The organism is Streptomyces alkaliterrae, from assembly GCF_007097205.2.
Lineage (GTDB): Bacteria > Actinomycetota > Actinomycetes > Streptomycetales > Streptomycetaceae > Streptomyces > Streptomyces alkaliterrae.
This window is the reverse complement of sequence record NZ_VJYK02000085.1, coordinates 1-19,124: the sequence shown is the minus strand read 5'-3', so window position 1 is coordinate 19,124 and position 19,124 is coordinate 1. Positions and strand designations below refer to the sequence as shown.

Genomic DNA, 19,124 nt, shown 5'->3' with positions numbered 1-19,124 from the left:
GCGGCCGGGGCGGGTGAGGATGAACGCATGCTGTTGGCCGAACTCGCCCGCACCTCGGCGGAGATCGCCGCCACCACGGGCCGCTCCGAGAAGACCGCGCTGCTCGCCCGGCTGTTCTCCCACGCCGAGCCGGACGAGGCGCCGGTGGTGGTCACCTACCTCGCCGGGAGGCTGCCGCAACGCCGCACCAACCTCGGTTGGCGGGCCCTGGCCGAGCCCGTCGCGCCCGCGGCACGTCCGACACTGACGGTCAGTGAGGTGGACGCGGCACTCACCGCCATCGCCGCGGTCGCCGGGCGCGGCGCGGTCGCCGAACGACGCCGGCTGCTGCACCGGCTGCTCGGCGCGGCGACCGCCGAGGAGCAGGACTTCCTCGTCCGGCTTATCGGCGGCGAGCTGCGTCAGGGGGCGCTGGACGCGATGGCTGTCGAGGGCCTGGCGTCCGCCGTCGGCGCCGATCCACGCGAGGTGCGACGGGCGGTGATGCTCGGCGGCTCGCTGGGCGAGGTGGCGCGCGGGGCGCTGGCCGAGGGGCCGCCCGCGCTGGCCGAGTTCCGCCTCACGGTGGGCCGTCCGGTGCTGCCCATGCTGGCGCACACCGCCGCCGACGTTGCGGAGGCGCTGGACGCACTGGGCCCGGCGGCCGTGGAGGAGAAGCTGGACGGCGTCCGGGCGCAGGTTCACGTCGCCGACGGGCGGGCCCGGGTCTTCACACGCACCCTCGACGAGATCACCGAGCGCCTTCCGGAGGTGACGCGCCTGGCCAGGGGGTTGCCGGTCGGCCAGGCGGTGCTGGACGGCGAGGTCGTCGCGCTCGACACGGCGGGGCGGCCGCTGCCGTTCCAGGACATCGCCGGCCGCGTCGGCACCCGCGACGACGTGCCGACGGCCCACGCGACGCTGCCGCTGACCGCCGTCTTCTTCGACCTGCTCAGTGTGGACGGACGGGAGCTGCTGGAGGCGCCCGCCGCCGAGCGGCACCGCGAACTCGCCCGGATCGTGGAGCCGCCGCACCTCATCCGCCGGATCGAGGTGACCGATCCGCACGACGCCCGCCAGCGGGAGGCGGCGGCCGGGTTCGCCGAGCGGATGGTCGCCGACGGCCGGGAGGGCGTGGTGGTCAAGTCCCTGGACTCCGTGTACCGGGCTGGACGCCGCGGGCGCTCGTGGCTGAAGGTCAAGCCCGTTCACACGCTCGACCTCGTCGTGCTCGCCGCCGAGTGGGGGCACGGTCGTCGCACCGGCCTGCTGTCCAATCTGCATCTGGGGGCGCGGAGCGCGGACGGGTCGTTCGTCATGCTGGGCAAGACGTTCAAGGGGCTGACCGACGCGCTGCTGCGCTGGCAGACCGAGCGGCTGTCCCGGCTGGCCGTGGCGGAGGAACCGTGGGGGGTGCGGGTGCGGCCCGAGCTGGTGGTGGAGATCGCCTTCGACGGGGTGCAGCGGTCGACCCGCTATCCGGCCGGGGTGACACTCCGCTTCGCCCGGGTGCTGCGCTACCGGGAGGACAAGCCCGCCGTGCAGGCCGACACCGTCGAGGCGGTGCTCGCGCTACGGCGCTGACAGCAGTCGGCGCAGGCGTTCGGCCACGGCGGCGGCCTCCTCCTCGTCGCGGTAGCGGCGGCGCGGCCAGAAGAAGCCGCGCAGCCCGTCCTTGGGGCGCCGGGGCACCACGTGGAAGTGCAGATGCGGGACGGACTGGCTGACGCCGTTGTTCGCCGCGACGAAGGTGCCCGCCGCCGCCATGCCGGCGGCGACCGCGCCCGCCACCCGCTGGACGCCGCGGAAGTAGGGGTCCAGCTGCTCGGGCGGCAGGTCGGTGAGCGTGGCGTGATGCCCCCGGGGCACCACCAGCACATGGCCGGGGAAGAGCGGACGCCGGTCGAGGAACGCGACCGCGTGCGCGTCGGCCCACACCAGGTGGGCCGGCGACCGGCCGGCGACGATCTCGCAGAACACGCATTCCATGCCCCCAGTGAACTACCGGCCCCGGCCCGCCCGCGCGCGGTGGCGAGCGCCCGATCGGCGTCGGATGATGACGGGGAAGGCTCGCGGTCCGGTCGCAGTCCTGGGAGGTCGCGGTCATGAAGCACCAGATGAGAGCCGAGTACCGCTCCGGCGGTGACGTCGGCGCCGAGGCCACGGTCAAGACCTGGCACATGGTGCGTGGTGACGGGACGACCGCGCTCTGCGGCCGGGACCTCGACGAACGGTCGGCCACCAGGTCCGAGCGGGAATGGGGCGCGATGGACGAGCCGTTCTGCCACACGTGCGGAGCGGTCTACCTGCGCGAGGTGCCCTGACCCCCTCTCGCGACGAGCCGCGCGGCGGGCCAGCGCACCCGCCGTAACGGTTCTGCTCCGCCGGGCGGGTGACGGATCGCGCGCCGGGCGGGTGAAGGCGGGCGCCGGGCGCCGCGTCGTCACGCGCGCCGCCGTCGGCGCCGCGGGTGGTGGACGCATCCTTGCCCACGGACGCGGGTACCCGACCCGTCACCCCCACAGGACGAGCAGCCCGCAAGACGAGATCCGAGGAGCTGAGCGCGATGGCCGTGTGCGAGGTATGCAGCAACGACTACGAGATGTCCTTCGAGGTGCACGCCGCCGGCGCGGTGCACGTCTTCGACAGTCTGGAGTGCGCCGCCCAGCGCATGGCGCCGATCTGCGAGAACTGCGAGTGCCGCATCCTGGGCCACGGGGTCCAGTCGGACGGCCACTTCTTCTGCTGCGCGCACTGCGCCCGGGTGAAGGGCCACCGGGAGCTGGTCGACCACGCCTGACCCGGCCGCGACCCACCGCCGGGTCGACATGTCGACTCCTCCGCCCGGTCGGTGCACCCTGGAAGGAGCACCTGGAGGTGAGCACCATGGAGACGATCGTCGGCTGGCACATCGAGATGGAGTTCCTGGAGGACGGCGACAAGACACGCGCCGACTGCGTGTTGCGACTTCCCGACGGCGCGGTGTTGCGGGCCCACGGCCGCGCGGACCGCTTCCCGACGGACCCGGCCCAGCAGCGGGTCGGTGAGGAGATCGCCGCCGCACGCGCCCTGGACGATCTTCGGCACCAGCTTCTCGCGAAGGCCGGCGCCGAGATCGAGGAGGCCACGCACAAACCCGCCCATCTCGTCTCCTGAACCGAAGAGAACCGAAACCGCCCTGACAATCCCGTCCGGCGGGCTCCTCGTCCGCCGGACGCCCTCGTGTCCCTCTACGATTCGCCCCATGGAATCGCGTGCGGCGGACCGGCCGCCTGAGGGACCCGGGGGCTTCTTCGCGCTCCGCACGACGGGGACGGCGCCCGGATCGGCGGTCACCCTGGCAAGTCTGTACGCCGGTGACGCGGACCCGGTGCTCAGCTCGCGGATCGACCGGGTGGGCGCGCGGCTCGGGGCGCGGGAACGACGGGTGGCCGCGTCCGTCGCCCAGCTCGGGCTCGCCGCCCGGCTCTGTTCGGTGGCGCTGGGCACCACCGTGCTGCGCGGCGAGGTGCCTGCGCTCGACCCGGCGACGCTGTGGTGGGACGCGACCGCCGGCAGCCCGGACGACCTGTGGCTGACCGCGCCGCTCACGCCGCCCCGCGGCGGGCCGGGCGGGCCGCCCGAGCCGAAGACGTGCGTCGAACCGCTGGCCCGCACGGTGTGCGAGCGTCATCTGCGCCCCCTGGTGGCGGCCGTGCGCCGGGTGTCGCCGGTGTCGGAGCGGCTGCTGTGGGGAAACGCGGCGTCGGCGCTCGGCGGTGCGCTCGGCCAGCTGACCGCCTGGTGCGTGGCGAACGGCCGCCCGGAGTGCGTATCGGCGGTTCACCAGCTCACCGCCGCGCTGCTGGACACCGCCCCGCTGCGCGGTACGGCGACCCTGCGGGGCGCCACCTTCCGCCGCCGCACCTGCTGCCTGTACTACCGGGCCGGCGGCGGTCTGTGCGGCGACTGCGTCTTCGACACCTCGCCACTCCCCCGCCGCCGGGACGCCGCACGCTGACCCGCGCAGCGGTGGGCCGTTGTCAGTGGGGCGGCGTAACGTGCTGAGCATGTGCCGGAGCATCAAAACGTTGCGCCCGCCGTTTGCCGAGTCGGTCACCGAAGCGGACATCAGAGCGGCCGCACTGCAGTACGTACGCAAGGTGTCGGGATTCCAGCGGCCCGCGGCGCACAACAGCGCCGCGTTCGAACGGGCCGTGGAGGCGGTCGCGTCCGCCACGACGGAGCTGTTGGGGTCGCTGACGGTCCGCGGCACCCCTCGGAAGGAGCCCGCCGGCGGCCGGGAAGCGGAGTGAGCCGCCACTCTTTCGCTACACAAAGTAACCGATTCTGACCGCAGCGATCCGGCCATGGCCGCGAAGTCGCTGCTCAGCAGTGCGCAAACCATCGGAACTCAGCCAACTTTTCACACAGATGGGAGCGCCGGCACTACAGAGGGTATTCGAACAGTGGATGGCGGGTACCCAGTTGGAGGCGTTCCGATGAGCAAGCTGCCGCGGATCAGGGACCACGCCGCGCCCGGCGAGCACCTGGCGCGGCTGTTGGCCGAGTGCCGCAACCCCTTCGAGATCGGCGACGCGCTGCTCGCGAGGCTCGCCGCGGCACGGCTGTGCCGGGTCCGGCTGCGTTCCTGGCGGGAGCGCAACTCCCCGCCCCCGCCGATGCGTTGCCGCACCTACCGGCACACGTTCGTACTGGAGGACGGCACCGAGGTGCCGCTGTGGGAGCTCCAGCACGACACCGACCCCGACGGTCGGCTGGTGTGCGAGATCTACCAGGACGACACCACGCTGCGGAAGGCCGAACGACGGGTGCACCGACGCATGGGCGACGTACCGGACGACCCGCACGGATGTGTCATAGCCGCGAACGTCAGCGGTCTGACGCCGGAGCTGCTGGCCGAGACCGCCGAGCCGCCGCAGCCGCACGCCTTCACCGAGCGGGACTCCGTCGACCACGCCCGGCGGCTCATCCGGCGGGCCCGGCACACGGGCCACCCCGGGGAGCCCGGCGCGGATCTCCTCAACCGGCTCACCACAGCCCGCCGCCACACCATCACCCAGATCGCCCGGCGCTTCTCCGACCTGGGGCAGCACTCGTTCTGCTCGGTCTACGAGCACACCTTCCTGCTGACGGACAACCGCGAGGTGAGCCTGTACGAGCTGGAGCACGACTACACGGAGGACGGCCGGCTGGTCTGCGAGCTGTACGTCGACGAGGCGTCGGCCGCCGAAGCCGCCGAACGCCACGGCCACGCCGCCACGTTCGACAGCGAACAGGTGTGAGGCGCGCACACCAAAACGCGCGCACCGAAACGCGCACCCCAGGTGGCGTGCCCCGCGGATGCGCGTCCGGGCGCGTGTCCTGAGGAAGAAGACGCGTTCGGGGCTCACCGGTGCGGGAAGTGCGCCCCCTGGTACGGCCGTTGCTCACGTGAGATTGGCCGAACCGGTTGCTCCGGCCGACCCGCGCGCTCTACGTTGGGTCCGCCTGCCGATCCCGGCGCCGCTCGCTCCGCGGTCGCGGAGCGGGATCGGGAAGTTGGACCACAGTCGGACCGTACGCCGGACGTCGCGCAGGTTTCGGGGAGGACCCGTCATGGCCCGTGGCCGCCATCGCCGTTACAAGCCCAGTCCCGTCACTCGTGCCTCGCTGACGGTCACCGCCGGCGGTGCCGGCATCGCGTTGCCGCTCATCGGGGTGAGCCACGCCCAGGCCGCGCCGGTCGAGGTGTGGGACAAGGTCGCCGCCTGCGAGAGCAGCGGCCGTTGGCAGGTGAACACCGGCAACGGCTACTTCGGCGGACTGCAGTTCAAGCAGTCGACATGGCAGGAGTTCGGCGGGACGGCGTACGCCCGTCGGGCCGATCTCGCCACCAAGGAACAGCAGATCGCCATCGCCGAGAAGGTACTGAAGGGCCAGGGCCCGGGTGCCTGGCCGAGCTGCTCGGTACGCGCCGGTCTCACCCGGGACATGGCTCAGACGAACGGCAGCGCGGTCCGCGCGGCCCGCGACGCCTCCCGGGCGCAGGGCGGGACGCGCGCCGACCAGCAGCCGAAGGCCAAGAACGCCGAGCGGACCGAGCGGACCGCGCGCACTCAGAAGACCGCCGCGCCGCCGACGGCCGGCAAGCGGCCCTCCGGCCAGGAGCACCGCGACGGAGCCGCCGGCCACCGGGTGCGGCGCGGGGACAGCCTGTTCTCGATAGCGCGGGCGCACGGCGTCAGCGGCGGTTGGCAGGCCCTCTACGAGCGCAACCGGACCGTTGTCGGCGGTGATCCCGATCTGATCATTCCGGGGCAGCGGCTCCAGGTGCGCGGGTCCGGCCCGAAGGCCCCCGCCGCCGGCGGCCCGGCACGCGGCGGCAAGGCGCCCGAGGCGGCCAAGAAGGCGGAGGCGGAAGCCGCCAGGAAGAAGGCCGAGGCCGCCGCGAAGGCGGAGGCCGAGCGCCAGGCGCAGGCGCAGAAGGCCTCGCGCGCGCAGTCGACGGCCGCCGGCTTCACCGCACCGGTCAGCGCCGCGCCCGGCGCCCGCTACCGGACGACGGGCGGCACCTGGGCCGCCGGATACCACACCGGGGTCGACTTCCCCGTCCCGACGGGCACCTCGGTGCGCGCGGTCACCGGCGGCACGGTCGTCTCGGCCGGTTGGGCGGGCTCCTACGGATACCAGGTGGTGCTGCGTCACCACGACGGGCGCTACAGCCAGTACGCGCATCTGTCGGCGATCTCGGTGCGGTCCGGCCAGCAGGTCAACACCGGCCAGTCGCTGGGCCGTTCCGGCAGCACCGGCAACAGCACCGGGCCGCATCTGCACTTCGAGGTCCGCACCGGTCCCGGGTACGGGAGCGACATCGACCCGCTGGCCTATCTGCGCGGCAAGGGCGTACGGATCTGATCCGTCTCAGGCGCGGAGCAGGACCAGGCGCCGAGGCGGCTCGACCACGGGTTCGGGAAGCCGCAGCGGGGTCCGTCCCGGGGTGAGCGAGCCGAGCAGGACGGGTCGCCGCGCGCCCGTGGCGGCGACCGGGTTGGCCGGGACGCCGTGCACGGTCAGGAAGCCGAGCAGCGCGAACAGCAGCGCCTCCTTCTCCTGCGGCGGCACGCCGACGGCCGTGCTGTCGACGATCCTGACGTCCGCCGCGCGGGCCCGCAGCCGGGCCATCAGACGGTGGTTGCGCAGCCCGCCGCCGGAGACGTACAGATCACTGACGCGGTGGGCGCGGCAGGCGTCGGCGACCAGGCTGGCGGTCAGCTCGGTCAGGGTGGCGAGCAGGTCGTCCCAGGTGGGAGGCGGCTCGGGCAGGCGGTCACGCAGATAGCCCGGGTGGAAGTGCTCCTTGCCGGTGGACTTCGGCGGCGGCAGCCGGTAGTAGGGGTCGTCGAGAAGACGGGTCAGCAGTGTCCGGTCCACCGTGCCGCGGGCGGCTCGGGCGCCGCCCGCGTCGATCCGGCTCTCGCCGTTCGTCGCCCACGCCACCGCCTCGTCGAGCAGCGCCCCCGCCGGTCCGACGTCGTACGCCAGGACCGCCGGCGCGGCGTGCGAGGCGGCCGTACCGTCGTCGCCCGTCGGCAGGCGGACGGTCAGGTTGGCGATGCCGCCCAGGTTGAGCGCCCCGTGTCCGGGGCCGGGCAGCAGGAGCGCGTCCAGGGCGGCGACCAGCGGTGCGCCTTGCCCGCCGGCGGCCACGTCCCGGCTGCGCAGGTCGGAGACGACGGGCAGTCCGGTGGCCTCGGCGATCCAGGCGGCTGCGCCTAGTTGGAGCGTGCCGTGCGCACGCGCGCCGTCCACCCAGTGGTGGACGGTCTGGCCGTGCGAGACGATCCAGTCGGCCCGCCCGTCGGCCGGTCCGGCCAGTGCTCGTGCGGCGACCGTGCCGAAGAACCGGCCGAGTCGGGTGTCCAGGCGGCACAGATGACCGGCGGAGACGGTGCCCGGTGGCAGGGCGGCGAGCAGTTCCGCCCGAAGGTCCGGCGGGAAGGGTGTGCTGACCAGGCCGCGTGAGCGCATGGTGATCTCACCGGGCGCCGAGAACTCGAGATCGGTGACGGCCGCGTCGGCCGCGTCGTGTGAGGTGCCGCTGAGGAGGCCGATCATCCGCATGAGCGGCATTGTCCGCCCGCCCCGCCCGCCGGGCCGGGGGACGCGGCCGGACGGCGGCGGCTTCAGCGGGTGCCGGGGCCGTCCGGGTAGCGGCCGGCCTGCCGGGCGTGCGAGATCCGCCGCAGTACGACGAGCAGGTCGAGGACGGCGAAGACGGCCAGTGCGGTGCTGATCCAGGCCAGTACGCGCAGCGAGTCGGCGCTGGGCACGTCCTGCGGGCCGGCACGGCCGGACCAGATCCAGAAGAGGACGGCTCCGGCGACGAACAGCGGGGCGAACAGCACGGAGAGGATGAGTCGCAGCCGCAGTGCGCTGCGGGCCGTCAGTGGTTCGGTGCCGGTGCGCGGCAGCAGTCTGCCCAGGATGCCCTCGCGGTCGGGGTCGGGCCCGGGCCGACGTCCGGACGGACGGTCCTGCATGTCACCTCCCGGAGGACGCGGAGTACCCCTCCCATCGAGCCTCGGCGGCCGGGCGGGCGTCCGCAACCGGAGCGCGTGGCGTACGCCCGGCTCCGCGCACCCCATGGCCGGAATGCTTCGTTCCGCCGCCCCGGCACCCGAAACGCGGCGCCCGACCGGGGGATTCCGCCCCCGCGAACCGGGCATATAGCTCAACAGTAGGACAGTATCGGGAGGTTGAGTCTCCGTTTCCTTACTCCCATGCGCCTCAGGTCAGTAGCCTCATCCCTCGAACGTCAATGCGCCGACGATCGCGATGAGGAGCTTTTGATGGAACGTCCGGACTGGGCCCCGCAGGGCATCGACCTGTCCCGCCCGAGCGTGTCGCGAATCTACGACTTCTATCTGGGAGGCTCGCACAACTTCGAGGTCGATCGAGAGGCGGCCCGGCAGGCGATCGAGGCCTTCCCCGGCCTGCCCAAGGTGATGCAGGCGAACCGCGCCTTCATGCGCCGCGCGGTGCGGTACGCCGTCGGTCAGGGGGTCACCCAGTTCCTGGACATCGGCTCGGGCATACCCACCTTCGGCAATGTGCACGAGGTCGCGCTGGAGGCGGAGCCCTCCTCGCGGATCGTCTACGTCGACCACGACCCGGTGGCCGTCGCGCACAGCCGTGCCGTCCTGGAGGGGCAGGACCGGGCCGTGGTGATGGCCGGGGACTTCCGCTCGCCGAAGGAGATCCTCGAGAGCGAGGAGGTGACCGGGCACCTCGACTTCGACCGCCCGGTCGCACTGCTGCTCGTCGCGCTGCTGCACTTCATCCAGGACGACGAGGACCCCTGGAAGACGATCGCCACCTTCCGTGACGCGCTGCCGGAGGGAAGCCTGCTCGTACTCACCCACGCCTCGTGGGAGGGCGGCCCGCGCACCAGCGAGCACGGGCGGCAGATCCAGGACGTCTACCGCACGGCCAGCTCGCAGCTGGTGATGCGTCGCCGCCCCGACGTGGAGCGGTTCTTCACCGGTTTTGACGTCGTCGAACCGGGGATCGTCTCCATGCCCGACTGGCGGCCGGACGGGCCCACCGACCAGGAGGACCCGGTGGTCTACAGCGGCTTCGCAGGGGTGGGACGCAAGGCGTGAACACACCGGTACAGGGCTTTGCCGGGCCGGGCACCGCCGGCCCGGCGGAGTCCGGGCGGCAGGCGGACGGGATACGGCGCTTCGCGACCATCTGGAGCAGGGCCGTCTACCCGACCACGGCCACGTCCATGACCAGAGCGGAGTTCGAGCGGCATCTCGTCCCGCTGACCGAACGACTGTGCACGGCGCTGCACGCCCGCCCCTTCGATCCGGCCGACGCACGGGAGGTCGGCAGCGCCCTGGTCGCCGCGCACTGCACCTCCCCGGAGGCGCTGCCGCAGGTCCTCGGCGTGGTGGACGCCTACCTGCTGCTGTACTGCTCGGACCCGCAGCGGCTGCCGACCGAGGAGGGGCGGGCCCGGTGCGCCCGTCTCCAGCACGCGATAGCCGCCGGCTTCGCCCGCGCGCTCCAGGAGCGGACCCGGGTCGAGCAGGAGTCGATCTCCCGGGCGGCGCTGGCCGCGCAGGCGGAGATCGAGAAGGCGCTGTACGAGAGCCAGACCCGGTTCCGTACGGTCTTCGAGGAGGCCACCCTCGGCATCGGCATCGCCGCCATGGACGGCACGGTGCTTGATGTGAACGCCGCGCTGACCAGGATGTTCGGCGGGAACGCGGCCGTGGTGCTGGACCGGCGGGTGACGTCCTGGGTGCATCCGGACGACGCGCCGGGCGTCTGGCGCAAGTACGACGAGCTGGTGCGCGGCGAGCGGGAGCACTTCCACACCGAGAAGGCCTACCACCGGCCTGACGGAACGGTTCTGTGGACCAACCTCACCGTCTCGCTGCTCCGCGATCCCGACGGCACACCGCGCTACATGCTCGCGCTGATGGAGGACATCACCGAGCGGCGGCTGCTGCACCTGCGGCTGCGGTACGAGGCGACCCACGACGCGCTCACCGACCTGCCCAACCGCACGCTCTTCTTCGAGCGGTTGGAGCAGACGCTCTCCCGCACCGAGGAGGGCGCCCGCTTCGGACTGTGCTACCTGGACCTGGACGGCTTCAAGACGGTCAACGACAGTCTGGGCCACTCGGTGGGCGACCAGTTGCTGGTCGCGGTCGCCGAGCGACTCCAGGGCTGCCTCGCCGGTCCCGGGCAACTGGTGGCCAGGATCGGCGGCGACGAGTTCGTCGCCCTGGTCGGCGATCCGCGGGACCGCAGCGAGGTGACGGATCTGGCCGGACGGGCACTGGAGGCGCTGTCGACGCCGGTGCGGGTGGACGGCAAGGAGCTGTCCGTGCGGACGAGCATCGGCATCGTCGAGGGTCCGGTGGCCGGGCTGACGGCCGCCGAGGTACTGCGCAGCGCGGACATCACCATGTACCGGGCCAAGGCGCAGGGCGGCAACCGCTACGAGCTGGCCGACCCGGACCTCGACGCCCGGGCGATCAGCCGGCACAGCCTGACCAACCGGCTGCCGGCCGCGCTGGAGGGGGCGGAGTTCTTCATCGAGTACCAGCCCCTGGTGCGGATGGCGGACGGCTGCGTGGAGGGCGCCGAGGCGCTGGTGCGCTGGGACCATCCCCGGCACGGCGTGCTCGGACCCGACCGGTTCATCCCGCTGGCCGAGCACACGGGGCTGATCGTCCCGCTGGGCAGATGGGTGCTGGAGCAGGCCGTGCGGCAGGCGTGCGAGTGGCAGGTGCGGGGGATCGGCGGGACCCGTCAGCTGCGGGTCAACGTCAATCTCTCGCCGCGTCAGCTGCACCACCCGCATCTGGTCGCCGACACCGTCTCGGTGCTCCAGAACGCGGGGCTGCCACCCGAGTCGCTGTGCCTGGAGGTCACGGAGTCGGCGCTGATCAGGGCGGACGACGACGAGCTGAAGCCGTTGCGGCAGCTGGCCGAACTGGGGGTCGGCATAGCGCTGGACGACTTCGGCACGGGCTACTCCAACCTGGCCTCACTGCGGCGGCTGCCGGCGTCCACCCTCAAGCTCGACCGGTCGTTCACCCAGGGGCTGCAGCAGCACCCGGCCGATCCGGTGGATCTGCGGGTGGTGGAGGGCATCGTCTCCCTCGCGCACGCCCTGGAGCTGTCGGTCACCGTGGAGGGCGTGGAGACCGCCTCCCAGGCCGACCAGCTGCGCACGCTGGGCTGCGACTCGGCGCAGGGCTGGTACTACGCGCGGCCGGGCCCGCCCGAGCGGTTCTCCGCGCAGATGGCGATGGCCGCCGGGCAGTGACGGGCCGGCATCTCACGAGGAGAGCGGCACGTCCTCGATGAGGTGGCGGGCACCGGGACCCCGTTCGGCCGCCTGGTCGCCGGGGTTGTACAGACGACACTTCTGGAGGCTCAGACAACCGCACCCCACGCAGCCGCCCAGCCGCTCCTTGAGCCGCTGGAGTTCGGCGATCCGCTCCTCCACCCGCGACTCCCAGCGCCGCGCCACCCGGCTCCACTCGCGCGCGTTCGGCGCCCGGTCCGCGGGGAGCCGTGCCATGGCCTCTCGCGCCTCGTCCAGCGACAGGCCGACCTGCTGTGCCGCGCGGACGAAGGCCACCCTGCGCAGGGTCGCGCGGGCGTAGCGCCGCTGGCCGCCCGCGGTGCGGGTCGAGCTGATCAGCCCCAGCTCCTCGTAGTAGCGCAGCGCCGAGGCGGCCATGCCGCTGCGTGCGGACAGCTCGCCGATGGTCAGCCGATCCGGGATCTCCTTCATGATCGCAAGCATAGCCTTGACCTCAAGCGAACTTGAAGTAGCAGGCTGGCTTTCATGACCAACACCACAGCCGGTCCAACCGGCATCCAGCGAGCCGAACTCCCGGAGCACGCCTTCACGTTCGAGGATCTGCCGCGCCTGATGAGCCTGATGACGGGCGCCGAGAAGCACGGGCCGGCCGCGACCTCGACCGCCGACGCCGTCTGGGTGCTCTACGACCGGGTACTGCGCGTCTCCCCCGAAACCGCCGGCTCACCCGACCGGGACCGCTTCCTGCTGTCCAAGGGCCACGGCCCGATGGCGTACTACGCCACGCTTGCCGCCAAGGGCTTCCTGCCGGTCGGGCTGCTGCCCGGCTTCGGCTCCTGGGACTCCCCGCTGGGGCACCATCCGGACCGCACGCTGCTGCCCGGGGTGGAGATCAGCAGCGGCTCGCTCGGCCACGGTCTGCCGCTCGCCGTCGGCAGCGCGCTCGGGCTGCGCGCCCAGGGGCGCCGGCGCCCCTCGGTCTGGGCGCTGGTGGGCGACGCCGAGCTGGACGAGGGCAGCAACGACGAGGCGATCGAGTTCGCCGGTGCCGTCGGGCTGGACTCGCTGCACACGGTGGTGATCGACAACCGTTCCGCGAGCCACGGTCGCCCGGGCGGTCTGGCGGACCGGTTCGAGGTCGCCGGCTGGTCGGTCGTCGAGGTCGACGGCCGGGACCACGACGCCCTGTACGACGCCTACACCCGCCCGCATCCGGGCCGGCCGCACGCGGTGATCGCCCGCGTCGAGCCCAAGACCTCCTGACCCGCCCCGACCCCCTTCCTGGAGCACCTCGTGGACACCATGCGCGAACGTTTCACCGCCGTCACCTCCCACCTCCTCGACGAGGACCCCCGGCTGGCCGTCGTCCTCGCCGAGATCGGCGCCGACGGCTTCCGCGACGCCGCCGCCCGCCATCCCGACCGGGTGGTCAACGTCGGTATCCGGGAGCAACTGCTGGTCGGGGTGGGCGGCGGACTGGCACTGACCGGGATGCGGCCGGTCATGCACACCTTCGCCAGCTTCCTGGTGGAACGCCCCTTCGAACAGGTCAAGTTGGACCTCGGCCACCAGGGTGCGGCCGGTGTGCTGGTCAGCGCCAACGCCTCCTACGACTGGCCGGCCGGCGGCTTCACCCACATGTCGCCGGGCGACGTGGCGCTGCTCGACACCCTCGAGGGCTGGACCGTGCACGTGCCGGGCCATCCCGACGAGGCCGAGACGCTGCTGCGGCACGCCTACCGCACGGACGAGCGGGTGTACGTACGCCTCAGCCTCCAGTCCAACGGCACGCCCCGGCCGGTCTCCCCCGACGGCTTCCTGACGCTGCGGCGCGGCTCCGCGCAGGCGCCGGTGGTGGTCGCGGTCGGCCCCCTGCTGGACGCGACGGTGGCCGCTCTGGCGGGCGTGGACGCCACCGTGCTGTACGCCACGACCGTGCGGCCCTTCGACCACCGCGCGCTGCGGGCAGCGGTCGCCGGGCGGACCGCCGCCGACGTCGTGCTGGTCGAGCCCTACCTGCGCGGGACCTCCAGCGCCGCCGTGGCCGAGGCGCTGCACGACACCCCGCACCGGCTGCTCGCCCTCGGCACCGCGCGCGAGGAGCTGCGCCGCTACGGACAGCCCGCCGACCACCTGCGGGCGCACGGCCTGGACGCCGCCGGGCTGCGGAAGAGCATCACCGCTTTCGCCGGAAGGTCCCCGGCCGCCGACTGACGGGGGCCACCCGGTGCGGCGCGGGGCCCGGCGGGCGATCAGCCCAGTCGCTGGTCGAGCCAGCGCAGCAGGTCGGCGTGGACCTCCGCGCGGTTGGTCTCGTTCAGGATCTCGTGGCGGGCCTGCGGATAGGCCTGCCAGCTGAGGTCCCGGGTGCCCAGCTGGCGGAAGTCCTCCAGCAGCTCGTAGACCAACGTCATGCCCTGGTGGCAGGGGTCCTGGTCGCCGACGGCGAGGTGCACGGGCAGGGTGCGGGGGATGCGGTGGAAGTGGTCCGGGTCGTTGATCTTGCGCGAGCCGAGCACCCAGTCCAGGCTCAGCCCCGCGCCGAACGGGAAGCCGCACCACTCGTCGGCGACGTAGCGGTCGACCTGCTCCGGGTCGCGGGAGAGCCATTCGAAGCCGGTGCGCGGCTCGAAGACGCTGTTGAACGCGCCGAACAGCTCGGTGACAAAGCCGGAGGGCGCGTTCCTGCCCGCCTTCTCGATCTCGGCGCTCAGCGAACGCACGACCGTCTCGGTCTCACAGCCCGGCAGTGAGCGGAAGGTGCCGGTGAGGATGAGCCCGGCCAGCTCCTCGCCGTACTCCTGGGCGTAGTCCCTGGCCAGCTGGGAGCCCATGCTGTGGCCGAGCAGGACCAGCGGGGCGCCGGAGAACTCGGCGCGGGCGCGCTCGCCGACGGTGTGCAGGTCGCGCACGATCCAGCGCCAGGCGTCCTCGCCGGCGGCGCCGAGGCCGCCGGTGTACCGGGCGGTGCCGCCGTGCCCCCGGTGGTCGCAGGCGACCACCGCGTAGCCGTGCGCCGTGAGGTGCCGCGCGAAGTCGTCGTACCGGCGGGCGTGTTCGCCGGCGCCGTGGGCGACGAGGACCAGAGCCCGGGGGGTGCCGCCACGGGGGCGCCAGCTGTAGGTGGCCAGGGGCGTGCCGTCCGCCGCCTGCATGAGCTCCTCGGCCACTCCCGGCACCTGCTCCACCTGTCGCCCTCCTCCTGTCGGCCCTGTGTATCGCTTCCCAGTACGGGCACGGGTCATGGCTGTTCGTCAGCTGTTGATGACGACACGTTACGCCCTGCCGGGGACATCCCGGGGCCAACCGTTCGCCGAGGTGGCCGAGGTGTGCCGGCCGTACGGCGAGATCGCGCCAGACCCGGCGAGGGGGCGCGAACGGCGCAGATGCACGCCCCTGGAGTGCGCCCGCGCGTTTCAGTTGAGCCGTTACTCCAGGGTGACGGGGTTATGCCACTGGGTAATGCTGCTGGGACCCCCACTCACGGTCACCCAGTCGACAGGCTCGGGCCCTGCCCGGCACAAAAGCGATCCGGTTCGAGCGGGAAGGGGTTTTTGGTCAACCTTCCGGATCGCGGTCATCACGGTCGGGCCGCTGGACACGATGTTGGGGTCGGCGCGCAGCCGACTCCCAACTCGGCCGACGGGACAGGGCCGCTGCTGCCCAAGCACCACCCCCGCCTGGCAGGCAAGCGGGGAGCGCGACGCGGAAGGGCAAGTGATGGATCCCTACTTCACCAACAAACGGCACGAGGAACTGAGGGAACGGGTACGGGAGTTCGCTCTGCGCGAGGTGGCTCCGCGGGTAACGGACATGGAGGCCGGACGCTCCGTGTGCGTGGAGCTGTCCCGGTTGATCGCCCGCCAGGGCTGGATAGGCGTCACCGTCCCCCGCGGCTACGGCGGGATGGGCGAGGGCCACCTCGCCAAGACGGTCATCATCGAGGAGCTGTCCCGGGTGAGCGGAGCGATGGGGGCCATGGCACAGGCCTCCCAGCTCGGGGTCGCCAAGATCGTGCACTTCGGCGACGAGGTGCAGAAGAAGACCTGGCTGCCGGCGGTGGCGGCGGGCGAGTGCCTGCCCACGATCGCGGTGACCGAGCCGCAGTCCGGCGGCCACGTCCTGGGCATGGAGAGCAGCGCCGTACGCGACGGCGAGGATTACGTGCTCAACGGTTCCAAGGTCTACGTCGGCAACAGCCACGTCGGCGACCTGCACGGCGTCGTGGTCCGCACCGGGCCGGGCTCGCAGGGGCTGTCCGCCTTCCTGGTGGAGTCCGACCGGCCGGGCTTCTCCGTCGGCCCGCAGCAGCCCGCGATGGGGCTGCACGGCTTCAGTTTCGGCGAACTGCGCTTCGACGACTGCCGGGTGCCGGCGTCGAACCTGCTCGGCCGCGAGGGCGACGGACTCGCCGTCGCCTACTCCTCCAGCGTGCTCTACGGCCGGGCGAACCTGACAGCCGTCTCGCTCGGCATCCACCGCGCCATCGTGGAGGAGACGGCCCGCTTCTGCGTGGAGCGCGAACGCTACGGGGCACCGCTGGCCGACCTGGCGCCGGTCAAACTGAAGCTGGGCCAGATGAACTCCCGGCTGATGACCGCCCGGTTGGCCGCCTACCACGCGGTACACCTGCTGGACCAGGGCCTGCCCTGCGACGCCGAGCTGATCAACGCCAAGCTGGTCAACGTCGAGTCCGCGCTGGACTCCGCGCGCGAGGCGATGGAGATCCACGCGGCGGCCGGCCTCTTCACCGACCGGCCGATCGAGCGGCTGCTGCGCGACGCGCACCACATCTTCGCGCCCGCCGGCACCTCGGACGTGCAGCGGCTGCGGCTGGCCGAGTTCGCGCTCGGCACCGAGAAGGGGCAGTGGTCCCGCAGGCTCTCGGACGTCGTACGCCGGGAGCCGGTCCCGGTCAGCTGACCGGGACCGGTCCTTCAGGCGCCGTGCTCCCGCCGGTGGATCTGCTCGACCAGTTCGGCTGCCATCGACTTGATGGTCTCCAGCCCCTGGCGGCCCCACGGGCGCGGCTCCTGGTCCACGACGCACACGGTGCCCAGCGCCATACCCGTACGGTCGATGAGCGGCGCTCCCAGATAGGAGCGGATGCCGATCTCGTCGACGACCGGGTTGCCGGCGAAGCGCGGGTAGTCGCAGACGTCCTCCAGCACCAAGGCCTTGCGCCGCACGATCACGTGCGGGCAGTAGCCGTGGTCCCTGGCCATCACCCGGCCAGGCCTGGCGTGCTCCGGAGCGGGGCCCAGCTCCACGGCCTGGTCCTCGCCCCTGGTGTAGAGACCGGCGAAGTACTGGCGGTGCTCGTCGATGAAGTTGACCATCGCGTACGGCGCCTGCGTCACCCGGGCGAGCTTGCGGGCGAAGTCGTCGAACTCCGCCACCGGGGCGTCCCCGATGCCGAGTTCGCGCAGCCGCACGACGCGGGCGGGTGCCTCCTTGTCCTCAGGGGTGAGGAGCAGATGACTGGTGGGGTCGTAGGACATCGGGGGCATACTGGCTCCTGCTCTCGATCAGGTACTGGACAAGGGTGACAAGGACCTGCGTGGTGGAACTGGCGTGGCGGGCGTCGCACATGACCACCGGGACCTCGGGTCTGAGGTCTATGGCCGCGCGCACCTCGTCCGCCGAGTAGCGGTACGCGCCGTCGAACTCGTTGACCGCCACGACGAAGCCCATCTTCCGGCGCTCGAAGAAGTCCACCGCGGCGAAGCAGTGCTCGAGACGGCGGGTGTCGGCCAACACGACCGCGCCCAGCGCGCCCTCGCACAACTCGTTCCACATGAACCAGAAGCGCTCCTGGCCGGGCGTGCCGAAGAGATACAGCACGTGGCGGTCGCTCAGGGTGATCCGGCCGAAGTCCATGGCGACCGTGGTGGTGGACTTCGCCTCGACGCCCTCGAGACTGTCGGTGGCGGCGCTGATCTGCGTCAACAGCTCCTCGGTGCTGAGCGGTTCGATCTCGCTGACGGCACCGACGAAGGTCGTCTTGCCCACTCCGAACCCGCCGGCGATGAGGATCTTCACCGCCGTCGGAAAGGGATCAGAGTCGTTTGCGAAGTCCATGCAACACCGCCTCCAGCAGGTCTCGATCGGTGGGGTCCGGGCCGAGCAGCGCCGGTTCCCGGGTGGTGACAGCGCCGCATTCCAGAAGGTCTGAGAGCAGTACCTTGGTGACGACGGCCGGCTGCCTGATGTGTGCGGCGATCTCCGCCACCGAGGTGGGCCCCCCGCACAGCCCGAGCACCTGGGCGTGGTCGGGGCCGAGCTGGCTGTGCGGCCGGCTGCCGGTGGCCATGACCATCGTCAGCAGGTCGAACCGGCCGCTGGGCCGGGTCCGTCCGCCGCTGACCGTGTAGGGCCGTACAAGACGGCCCGCGTCGTCGTCCAGCCACGGCCCCTTCTCGGGTTCGGGCATCGGCTCAGTGTCCCGCCGGTTGCCTGGCCGGAGTGCCCAGATAGGGCCGTACGCTCTTGACGAGCATCGCCATCTCGTAGCCGAGGACGGCGGCGTCGGCCTCCGCGCCGGCCAGCACCGCCAGACACGCCCCCTGGCCGGCCGTCGAGACGAACAGCAGGCTGGTGCTCAACTCCACCACCACCTGCCGCACCTCGCCGCCCTCACCGAACCGCACGCCGGCGCTGCGCGCCAGCGAGTACAGCCCGGAGGACAGGGCGGCCAGGTGGTCGGCCGTGTCGCCGTCCAGACCGTGCACGGCCTTCACCAGGCCGTCCGACGACAGCAGCAGCGCGCTGCGGGAATGCGGAACTCTCTGTACCAGGCCGTTCAGCAGCCAGGAAAGGTCGGTGCTGTGGCCTACGGGAGCTTCGCTCACCATGTCGCGTTCTTCTCCTTGGGATGTGGGCCGGGCGCGGGCGTCCCCTGCCGAGGCCTGCGGATGTCCGGCGGGTCCGCCGGGTTCGGGGCCCTGTGGTTCAGGACCGGGCGACGCTGGTCACGCGCGCCGGTCGGCCGGGCCGGGAGTCGGTCGTCTCGGTGCGGGCCCTACAGGTCGTCGGTGTCGTCGGCCAGGCTGGTGCCGCGTCGGAAGGCGGCCATCAGGCCCGGGTCGTGGTGGCTGAACTCCTCCTCCTGCCGCGTCCTGTTCGGTGGGTCGGTGCGCAGTTCGGGTACCAGGTGCTGCTGCTTGCGTCGGCGCGGCAGTCGCGGCCGCTCGCCCTCGGGCGCGACCGCGTCCGGAGGCGAGGGCGGGGCGGGTACCGCCCGGGGTGCGCCGGATTGGGCCTGTGCGGCCGGGCTCCGGTGGAAGCCGGCGAGTTCGGAGAGGTGGAGCTC

At 72.5% G+C, this 19,124-nt stretch carries 22 protein-coding genes and 1 pseudogene; 13 read left to right on the top strand and 10 right to left on the bottom strand.

Annotation, left to right across the window (positions count from 1 at the left end; genetic code table 11):
• Positions 1-27 precede the first annotated feature (27 nt).
• Entirely contained in the window at positions 28-1,563 is a 1,536-nt protein-coding gene (locus FNX44_RS10745; protein WP_143647807.1) for an ATP-dependent DNA ligase, read from the top strand.
• Here the strand turns inward: FNX44_RS10745 and FNX44_RS10740 are convergent.
• Complete coding sequence (locus FNX44_RS10740; protein WP_143647806.1) at positions 1,552-1,968, bottom strand: HIT family protein; 417 nt, start codon at positions 1,966-1,968, stop codon at positions 1,552-1,554. The two genes, FNX44_RS10745 and FNX44_RS10740, sit on opposite strands and share 12 nt — an antisense overlap.
• A 116-nt stretch (positions 1,969-2,084) precedes the next feature.
• On the opposite strand from FNX44_RS10740, the gene FNX44_RS10735 reads away from it, so the two are divergent.
• The 7 genes from FNX44_RS10735 to FNX44_RS10705 all read left to right on the top strand — a co-directional run bounded on the left by FNX44_RS10735 (position 2,085) and on the right by FNX44_RS10705 (position 6,876).
• Entirely contained in the window at positions 2,085-2,303 is a 219-nt protein-coding gene (locus FNX44_RS10735) for a hypothetical protein (protein ID WP_143647805.1), read from the top strand.
• Between the two features lie 242 nt (positions 2,304-2,545).
• Positions 2,546-2,779: a metallothionein gene (locus tag FNX44_RS10730; protein ID WP_143647812.1), complete on the top strand. Its 234-nt coding sequence runs from the start codon at positions 2,546-2,548 to the stop codon at positions 2,777-2,779.
• A gap of 86 nt (positions 2,780-2,865) precedes the next feature.
• Entirely contained in the window at positions 2,866-3,135 is a 270-nt protein-coding gene (locus FNX44_RS10725) for a DUF1876 domain-containing protein (protein WP_143647811.1), read from the top strand.
• Between the two features lie 88 nt (positions 3,136-3,223).
• Entirely contained in the window at positions 3,224-3,979 is a 756-nt protein-coding gene (locus FNX44_RS10720) for a (2Fe-2S)-binding protein (RefSeq protein WP_143647804.1), read from the top strand.
• Between the two features lie 49 nt (positions 3,980-4,028).
• A complete protein-coding gene (locus FNX44_RS10715) occupies positions 4,029-4,274 on the top strand; it encodes a DUF2277 domain-containing protein (RefSeq protein WP_143647803.1) in 246 nt (81 codons plus the stop codon).
• Positions 4,275-4,460: 186 nt separating this feature from the next.
• Positions 4,461-5,264, top strand: coding sequence for a DUF6227 family protein (locus tag FNX44_RS10710; RefSeq protein ID WP_143647802.1), 804 nt, complete (start codon positions 4,461-4,463; stop codon positions 5,262-5,264).
• Between the two features lie 313 nt (positions 5,265-5,577).
• Entirely contained in the window at positions 5,578-6,876 is a 1,299-nt protein-coding gene (locus tag FNX44_RS10705) for a transglycosylase family protein (RefSeq protein WP_143647801.1), read from the top strand.
• A gap of 6 nt (positions 6,877-6,882) precedes the next feature.
• Here FNX44_RS10705 and FNX44_RS10700 read toward each other — a convergent pair whose 3' ends face one another.
• Together FNX44_RS10700 and FNX44_RS10695 are read right to left on the bottom strand one after the other, a co-directional pair.
• Positions 6,883-8,082, bottom strand: coding sequence for an anhydro-N-acetylmuramic acid kinase (locus FNX44_RS10700; protein WP_143647800.1), 1,200 nt, complete (start codon positions 8,080-8,082; stop codon positions 6,883-6,885).
• Between the two features lie 62 nt (positions 8,083-8,144).
• The gene (locus tag FNX44_RS10695) at positions 8,145-8,501 is read right to left on the bottom strand and encodes a DUF6343 family protein (protein ID WP_173019151.1); all 357 of its coding nucleotides are present in this window, start codon (positions 8,499-8,501) and stop codon (positions 8,145-8,147) included.
• Between the two features lie 309 nt (positions 8,502-8,810).
• On the opposite strand from FNX44_RS10695, the gene FNX44_RS10690 reads away from it, so the two are divergent.
• Both FNX44_RS10690 and FNX44_RS10685 read left to right on the top strand, forming a co-directional pair.
• Positions 8,811-9,623, top strand: a complete 813-nt coding sequence (locus FNX44_RS10690) for an SAM-dependent methyltransferase (RefSeq protein WP_143647799.1) — start codon at positions 8,811-8,813, stop codon at positions 9,621-9,623.
• Positions 9,620-11,809 carry a putative bifunctional diguanylate cyclase/phosphodiesterase gene (locus FNX44_RS10685; protein WP_407699129.1) on the top strand — a complete coding sequence of 730 codons (2,190 nt, stop codon included), beginning with the start codon at positions 9,620-9,622 and terminating at the stop codon, positions 11,807-11,809. The genes FNX44_RS10690 and FNX44_RS10685 overlap by 4 nt, the downstream gene beginning before the upstream one ends.
• A 12-nt stretch (positions 11,810-11,821) precedes the next feature.
• Here the strand turns inward: FNX44_RS10685 and soxR are convergent, their stop codons facing one another.
• Positions 11,822-12,283, bottom strand: a complete 462-nt coding sequence (gene soxR, locus FNX44_RS10680; protein ID WP_143647798.1) for a redox-sensitive transcriptional activator SoxR — start codon at positions 12,281-12,283, stop codon at positions 11,822-11,824.
• 54 nt (positions 12,284-12,337) lie between these two features.
• Between soxR and FNX44_RS10675 the strand changes: the two genes are divergently transcribed.
• Both FNX44_RS10675 and FNX44_RS10670 read left to right on the top strand, forming a co-directional pair.
• On the top strand, positions 12,338-13,075 hold the full coding sequence (locus FNX44_RS10675; protein WP_143647797.1) for a thiamine pyrophosphate-binding protein: 738 nt from the start codon (positions 12,338-12,340) through the stop codon (positions 13,073-13,075).
• A 30-nt stretch (positions 13,076-13,105) separates the two neighbouring features.
• Complete coding sequence (locus tag FNX44_RS10670) at positions 13,106-14,026, top strand: transketolase family protein (RefSeq protein WP_143647796.1); 921 nt, start codon at positions 13,106-13,108, stop codon at positions 14,024-14,026.
• 38 nt (positions 14,027-14,064) lie between these two features.
• Here FNX44_RS10670 and FNX44_RS10665 read toward each other — a convergent pair whose 3' ends face one another.
• Entirely contained in the window at positions 14,065-14,967 is a 903-nt protein-coding gene (locus FNX44_RS10665; protein ID WP_228449807.1) for an alpha/beta fold hydrolase, read from the bottom strand.
• Between the two features lie 565 nt (positions 14,968-15,532).
• On the opposite strand from FNX44_RS10665, the gene FNX44_RS10660 reads away from it, so the two are divergent.
• Positions 15,533-16,735, top strand: a complete 1,203-nt coding sequence (locus FNX44_RS10660) for an acyl-CoA dehydrogenase family protein (RefSeq protein ID WP_143647795.1) — start codon at positions 15,533-15,535, stop codon at positions 16,733-16,735.
• Positions 16,736-16,749: 14 nt separating this feature from the next.
• On the opposite strand, the gene FNX44_RS10655 is transcribed toward FNX44_RS10660, so the two are convergent.
• The 5 genes and pseudogenes from FNX44_RS10655 to FNX44_RS27965 all read right to left on the bottom strand — a co-directional run.
• Positions 16,750-17,313, bottom strand: coding sequence for a GAF domain-containing protein (locus FNX44_RS10655; protein ID WP_143647794.1), 564 nt, complete (start codon positions 17,311-17,313; stop codon positions 16,750-16,752).
• Positions 17,273-17,893, bottom strand: coding sequence for a GTP-binding protein (locus FNX44_RS10650; RefSeq protein WP_143647793.1), 621 nt, complete (start codon positions 17,891-17,893; stop codon positions 17,273-17,275). Before FNX44_RS10650 ends, FNX44_RS10655 begins: the two co-directional genes overlap by 41 nt.
• On the bottom strand, positions 17,871-18,245 hold the full coding sequence (locus FNX44_RS10645) for a DUF742 domain-containing protein (RefSeq protein WP_143647792.1): 375 nt from the start codon (positions 18,243-18,245) through the stop codon (positions 17,871-17,873). Before FNX44_RS10645 ends, FNX44_RS10650 begins: the two co-directional genes overlap by 23 nt.
• 4 nt (positions 18,246-18,249) lie before the next feature.
• The gene (locus FNX44_RS10640; RefSeq protein ID WP_143647791.1) at positions 18,250-18,666 is read right to left on the bottom strand and encodes a roadblock/LC7 domain-containing protein; all 417 of its coding nucleotides are present in this window, start codon (positions 18,664-18,666) and stop codon (positions 18,250-18,252) included.
• 167 nt (positions 18,667-18,833) lie between these two features.
• Positions 18,834-19,124: pseudogene (locus FNX44_RS27965) on the bottom strand (ATP-binding protein); the annotation flags it as partial.

Coding starts and splice junctions, on each gene's coding strand:
- FNX44_RS10655 (WP_143647794.1), bottom strand. CDS start 17,313: ATGTCCTACGACCCCACCAGTCATCTGCTCCTCACCCCTGAGGACAAG.
- FNX44_RS10735 (WP_143647805.1), top strand. CDS start 2,085: ATGAAGCACCAGATGAGAGCCGAGTACCGCTCCGGCGGTGACGTCGGC.
- FNX44_RS10725 (WP_143647811.1), top strand. CDS start 2,866: ATGGAGACGATCGTCGGCTGGCACATCGAGATGGAGTTCCTGGAGGAC.
- FNX44_RS10660 (WP_143647795.1), top strand. CDS start 15,533: ATGGATCCCTACTTCACCAACAAACGGCACGAGGAACTGAGGGAACGG.
- FNX44_RS10700 (WP_143647800.1), bottom strand. CDS start 8,082: ATGCGGATGATCGGCCTCCTCAGCGGCACCTCACACGACGCGGCCGAC.
- FNX44_RS10720 (WP_143647804.1), top strand. CDS start 3,224: ATGGAATCGCGTGCGGCGGACCGGCCGCCTGAGGGACCCGGGGGCTTC.
- FNX44_RS10705 (WP_143647801.1), top strand. CDS start 5,578: ATGGCCCGTGGCCGCCATCGCCGTTACAAGCCCAGTCCCGTCACTCGT.
- FNX44_RS10695 (WP_173019151.1), bottom strand. CDS start 8,501: ATGCAGGACCGTCCGTCCGGACGTCGGCCCGGGCCCGACCCCGACCGC.
- FNX44_RS10650 (WP_143647793.1), bottom strand. CDS start 17,893: ATGGACTTCGCAAACGACTCTGATCCCTTTCCGACGGCGGTGAAGATC.
- soxR (WP_143647798.1), bottom strand. CDS start 12,283: ATGAAGGAGATCCCGGATCGGCTGACCATCGGCGAGCTGTCCGCACGC.
- FNX44_RS10710 (WP_143647802.1), top strand. CDS start 4,461: ATGAGCAAGCTGCCGCGGATCAGGGACCACGCCGCGCCCGGCGAGCAC.
- FNX44_RS10645 (WP_143647792.1), bottom strand. CDS start 18,245: ATGCCCGAACCCGAGAAGGGGCCGTGGCTGGACGACGACGCGGGCCGT.
- FNX44_RS10640 (WP_143647791.1), bottom strand. CDS start 18,666: ATGGTGAGCGAAGCTCCCGTAGGCCACAGCACCGACCTTTCCTGGCTG.
- FNX44_RS10740 (WP_143647806.1), bottom strand. CDS start 1,968: ATGGAATGCGTGTTCTGCGAGATCGTCGCCGGCCGGTCGCCGGCCCAC.
- FNX44_RS10745 (WP_143647807.1), top strand. CDS start 28: ATGCTGTTGGCCGAACTCGCCCGCACCTCGGCGGAGATCGCCGCCACC.
- FNX44_RS10690 (WP_143647799.1), top strand. CDS start 8,811: ATGGAACGTCCGGACTGGGCCCCGCAGGGCATCGACCTGTCCCGCCCG.
- FNX44_RS10730 (WP_143647812.1), top strand. CDS start 2,546: ATGGCCGTGTGCGAGGTATGCAGCAACGACTACGAGATGTCCTTCGAG.
- FNX44_RS10665 (WP_228449807.1), bottom strand. CDS start 14,967: ATGCAGGCGGCGGACGGCACGCCCCTGGCCACCTACAGCTGGCGCCCC.
- FNX44_RS10715 (WP_143647803.1), top strand. CDS start 4,029: ATGTGCCGGAGCATCAAAACGTTGCGCCCGCCGTTTGCCGAGTCGGTC.
- FNX44_RS10675 (WP_143647797.1), top strand. CDS start 12,338: ATGACCAACACCACAGCCGGTCCAACCGGCATCCAGCGAGCCGAACTC.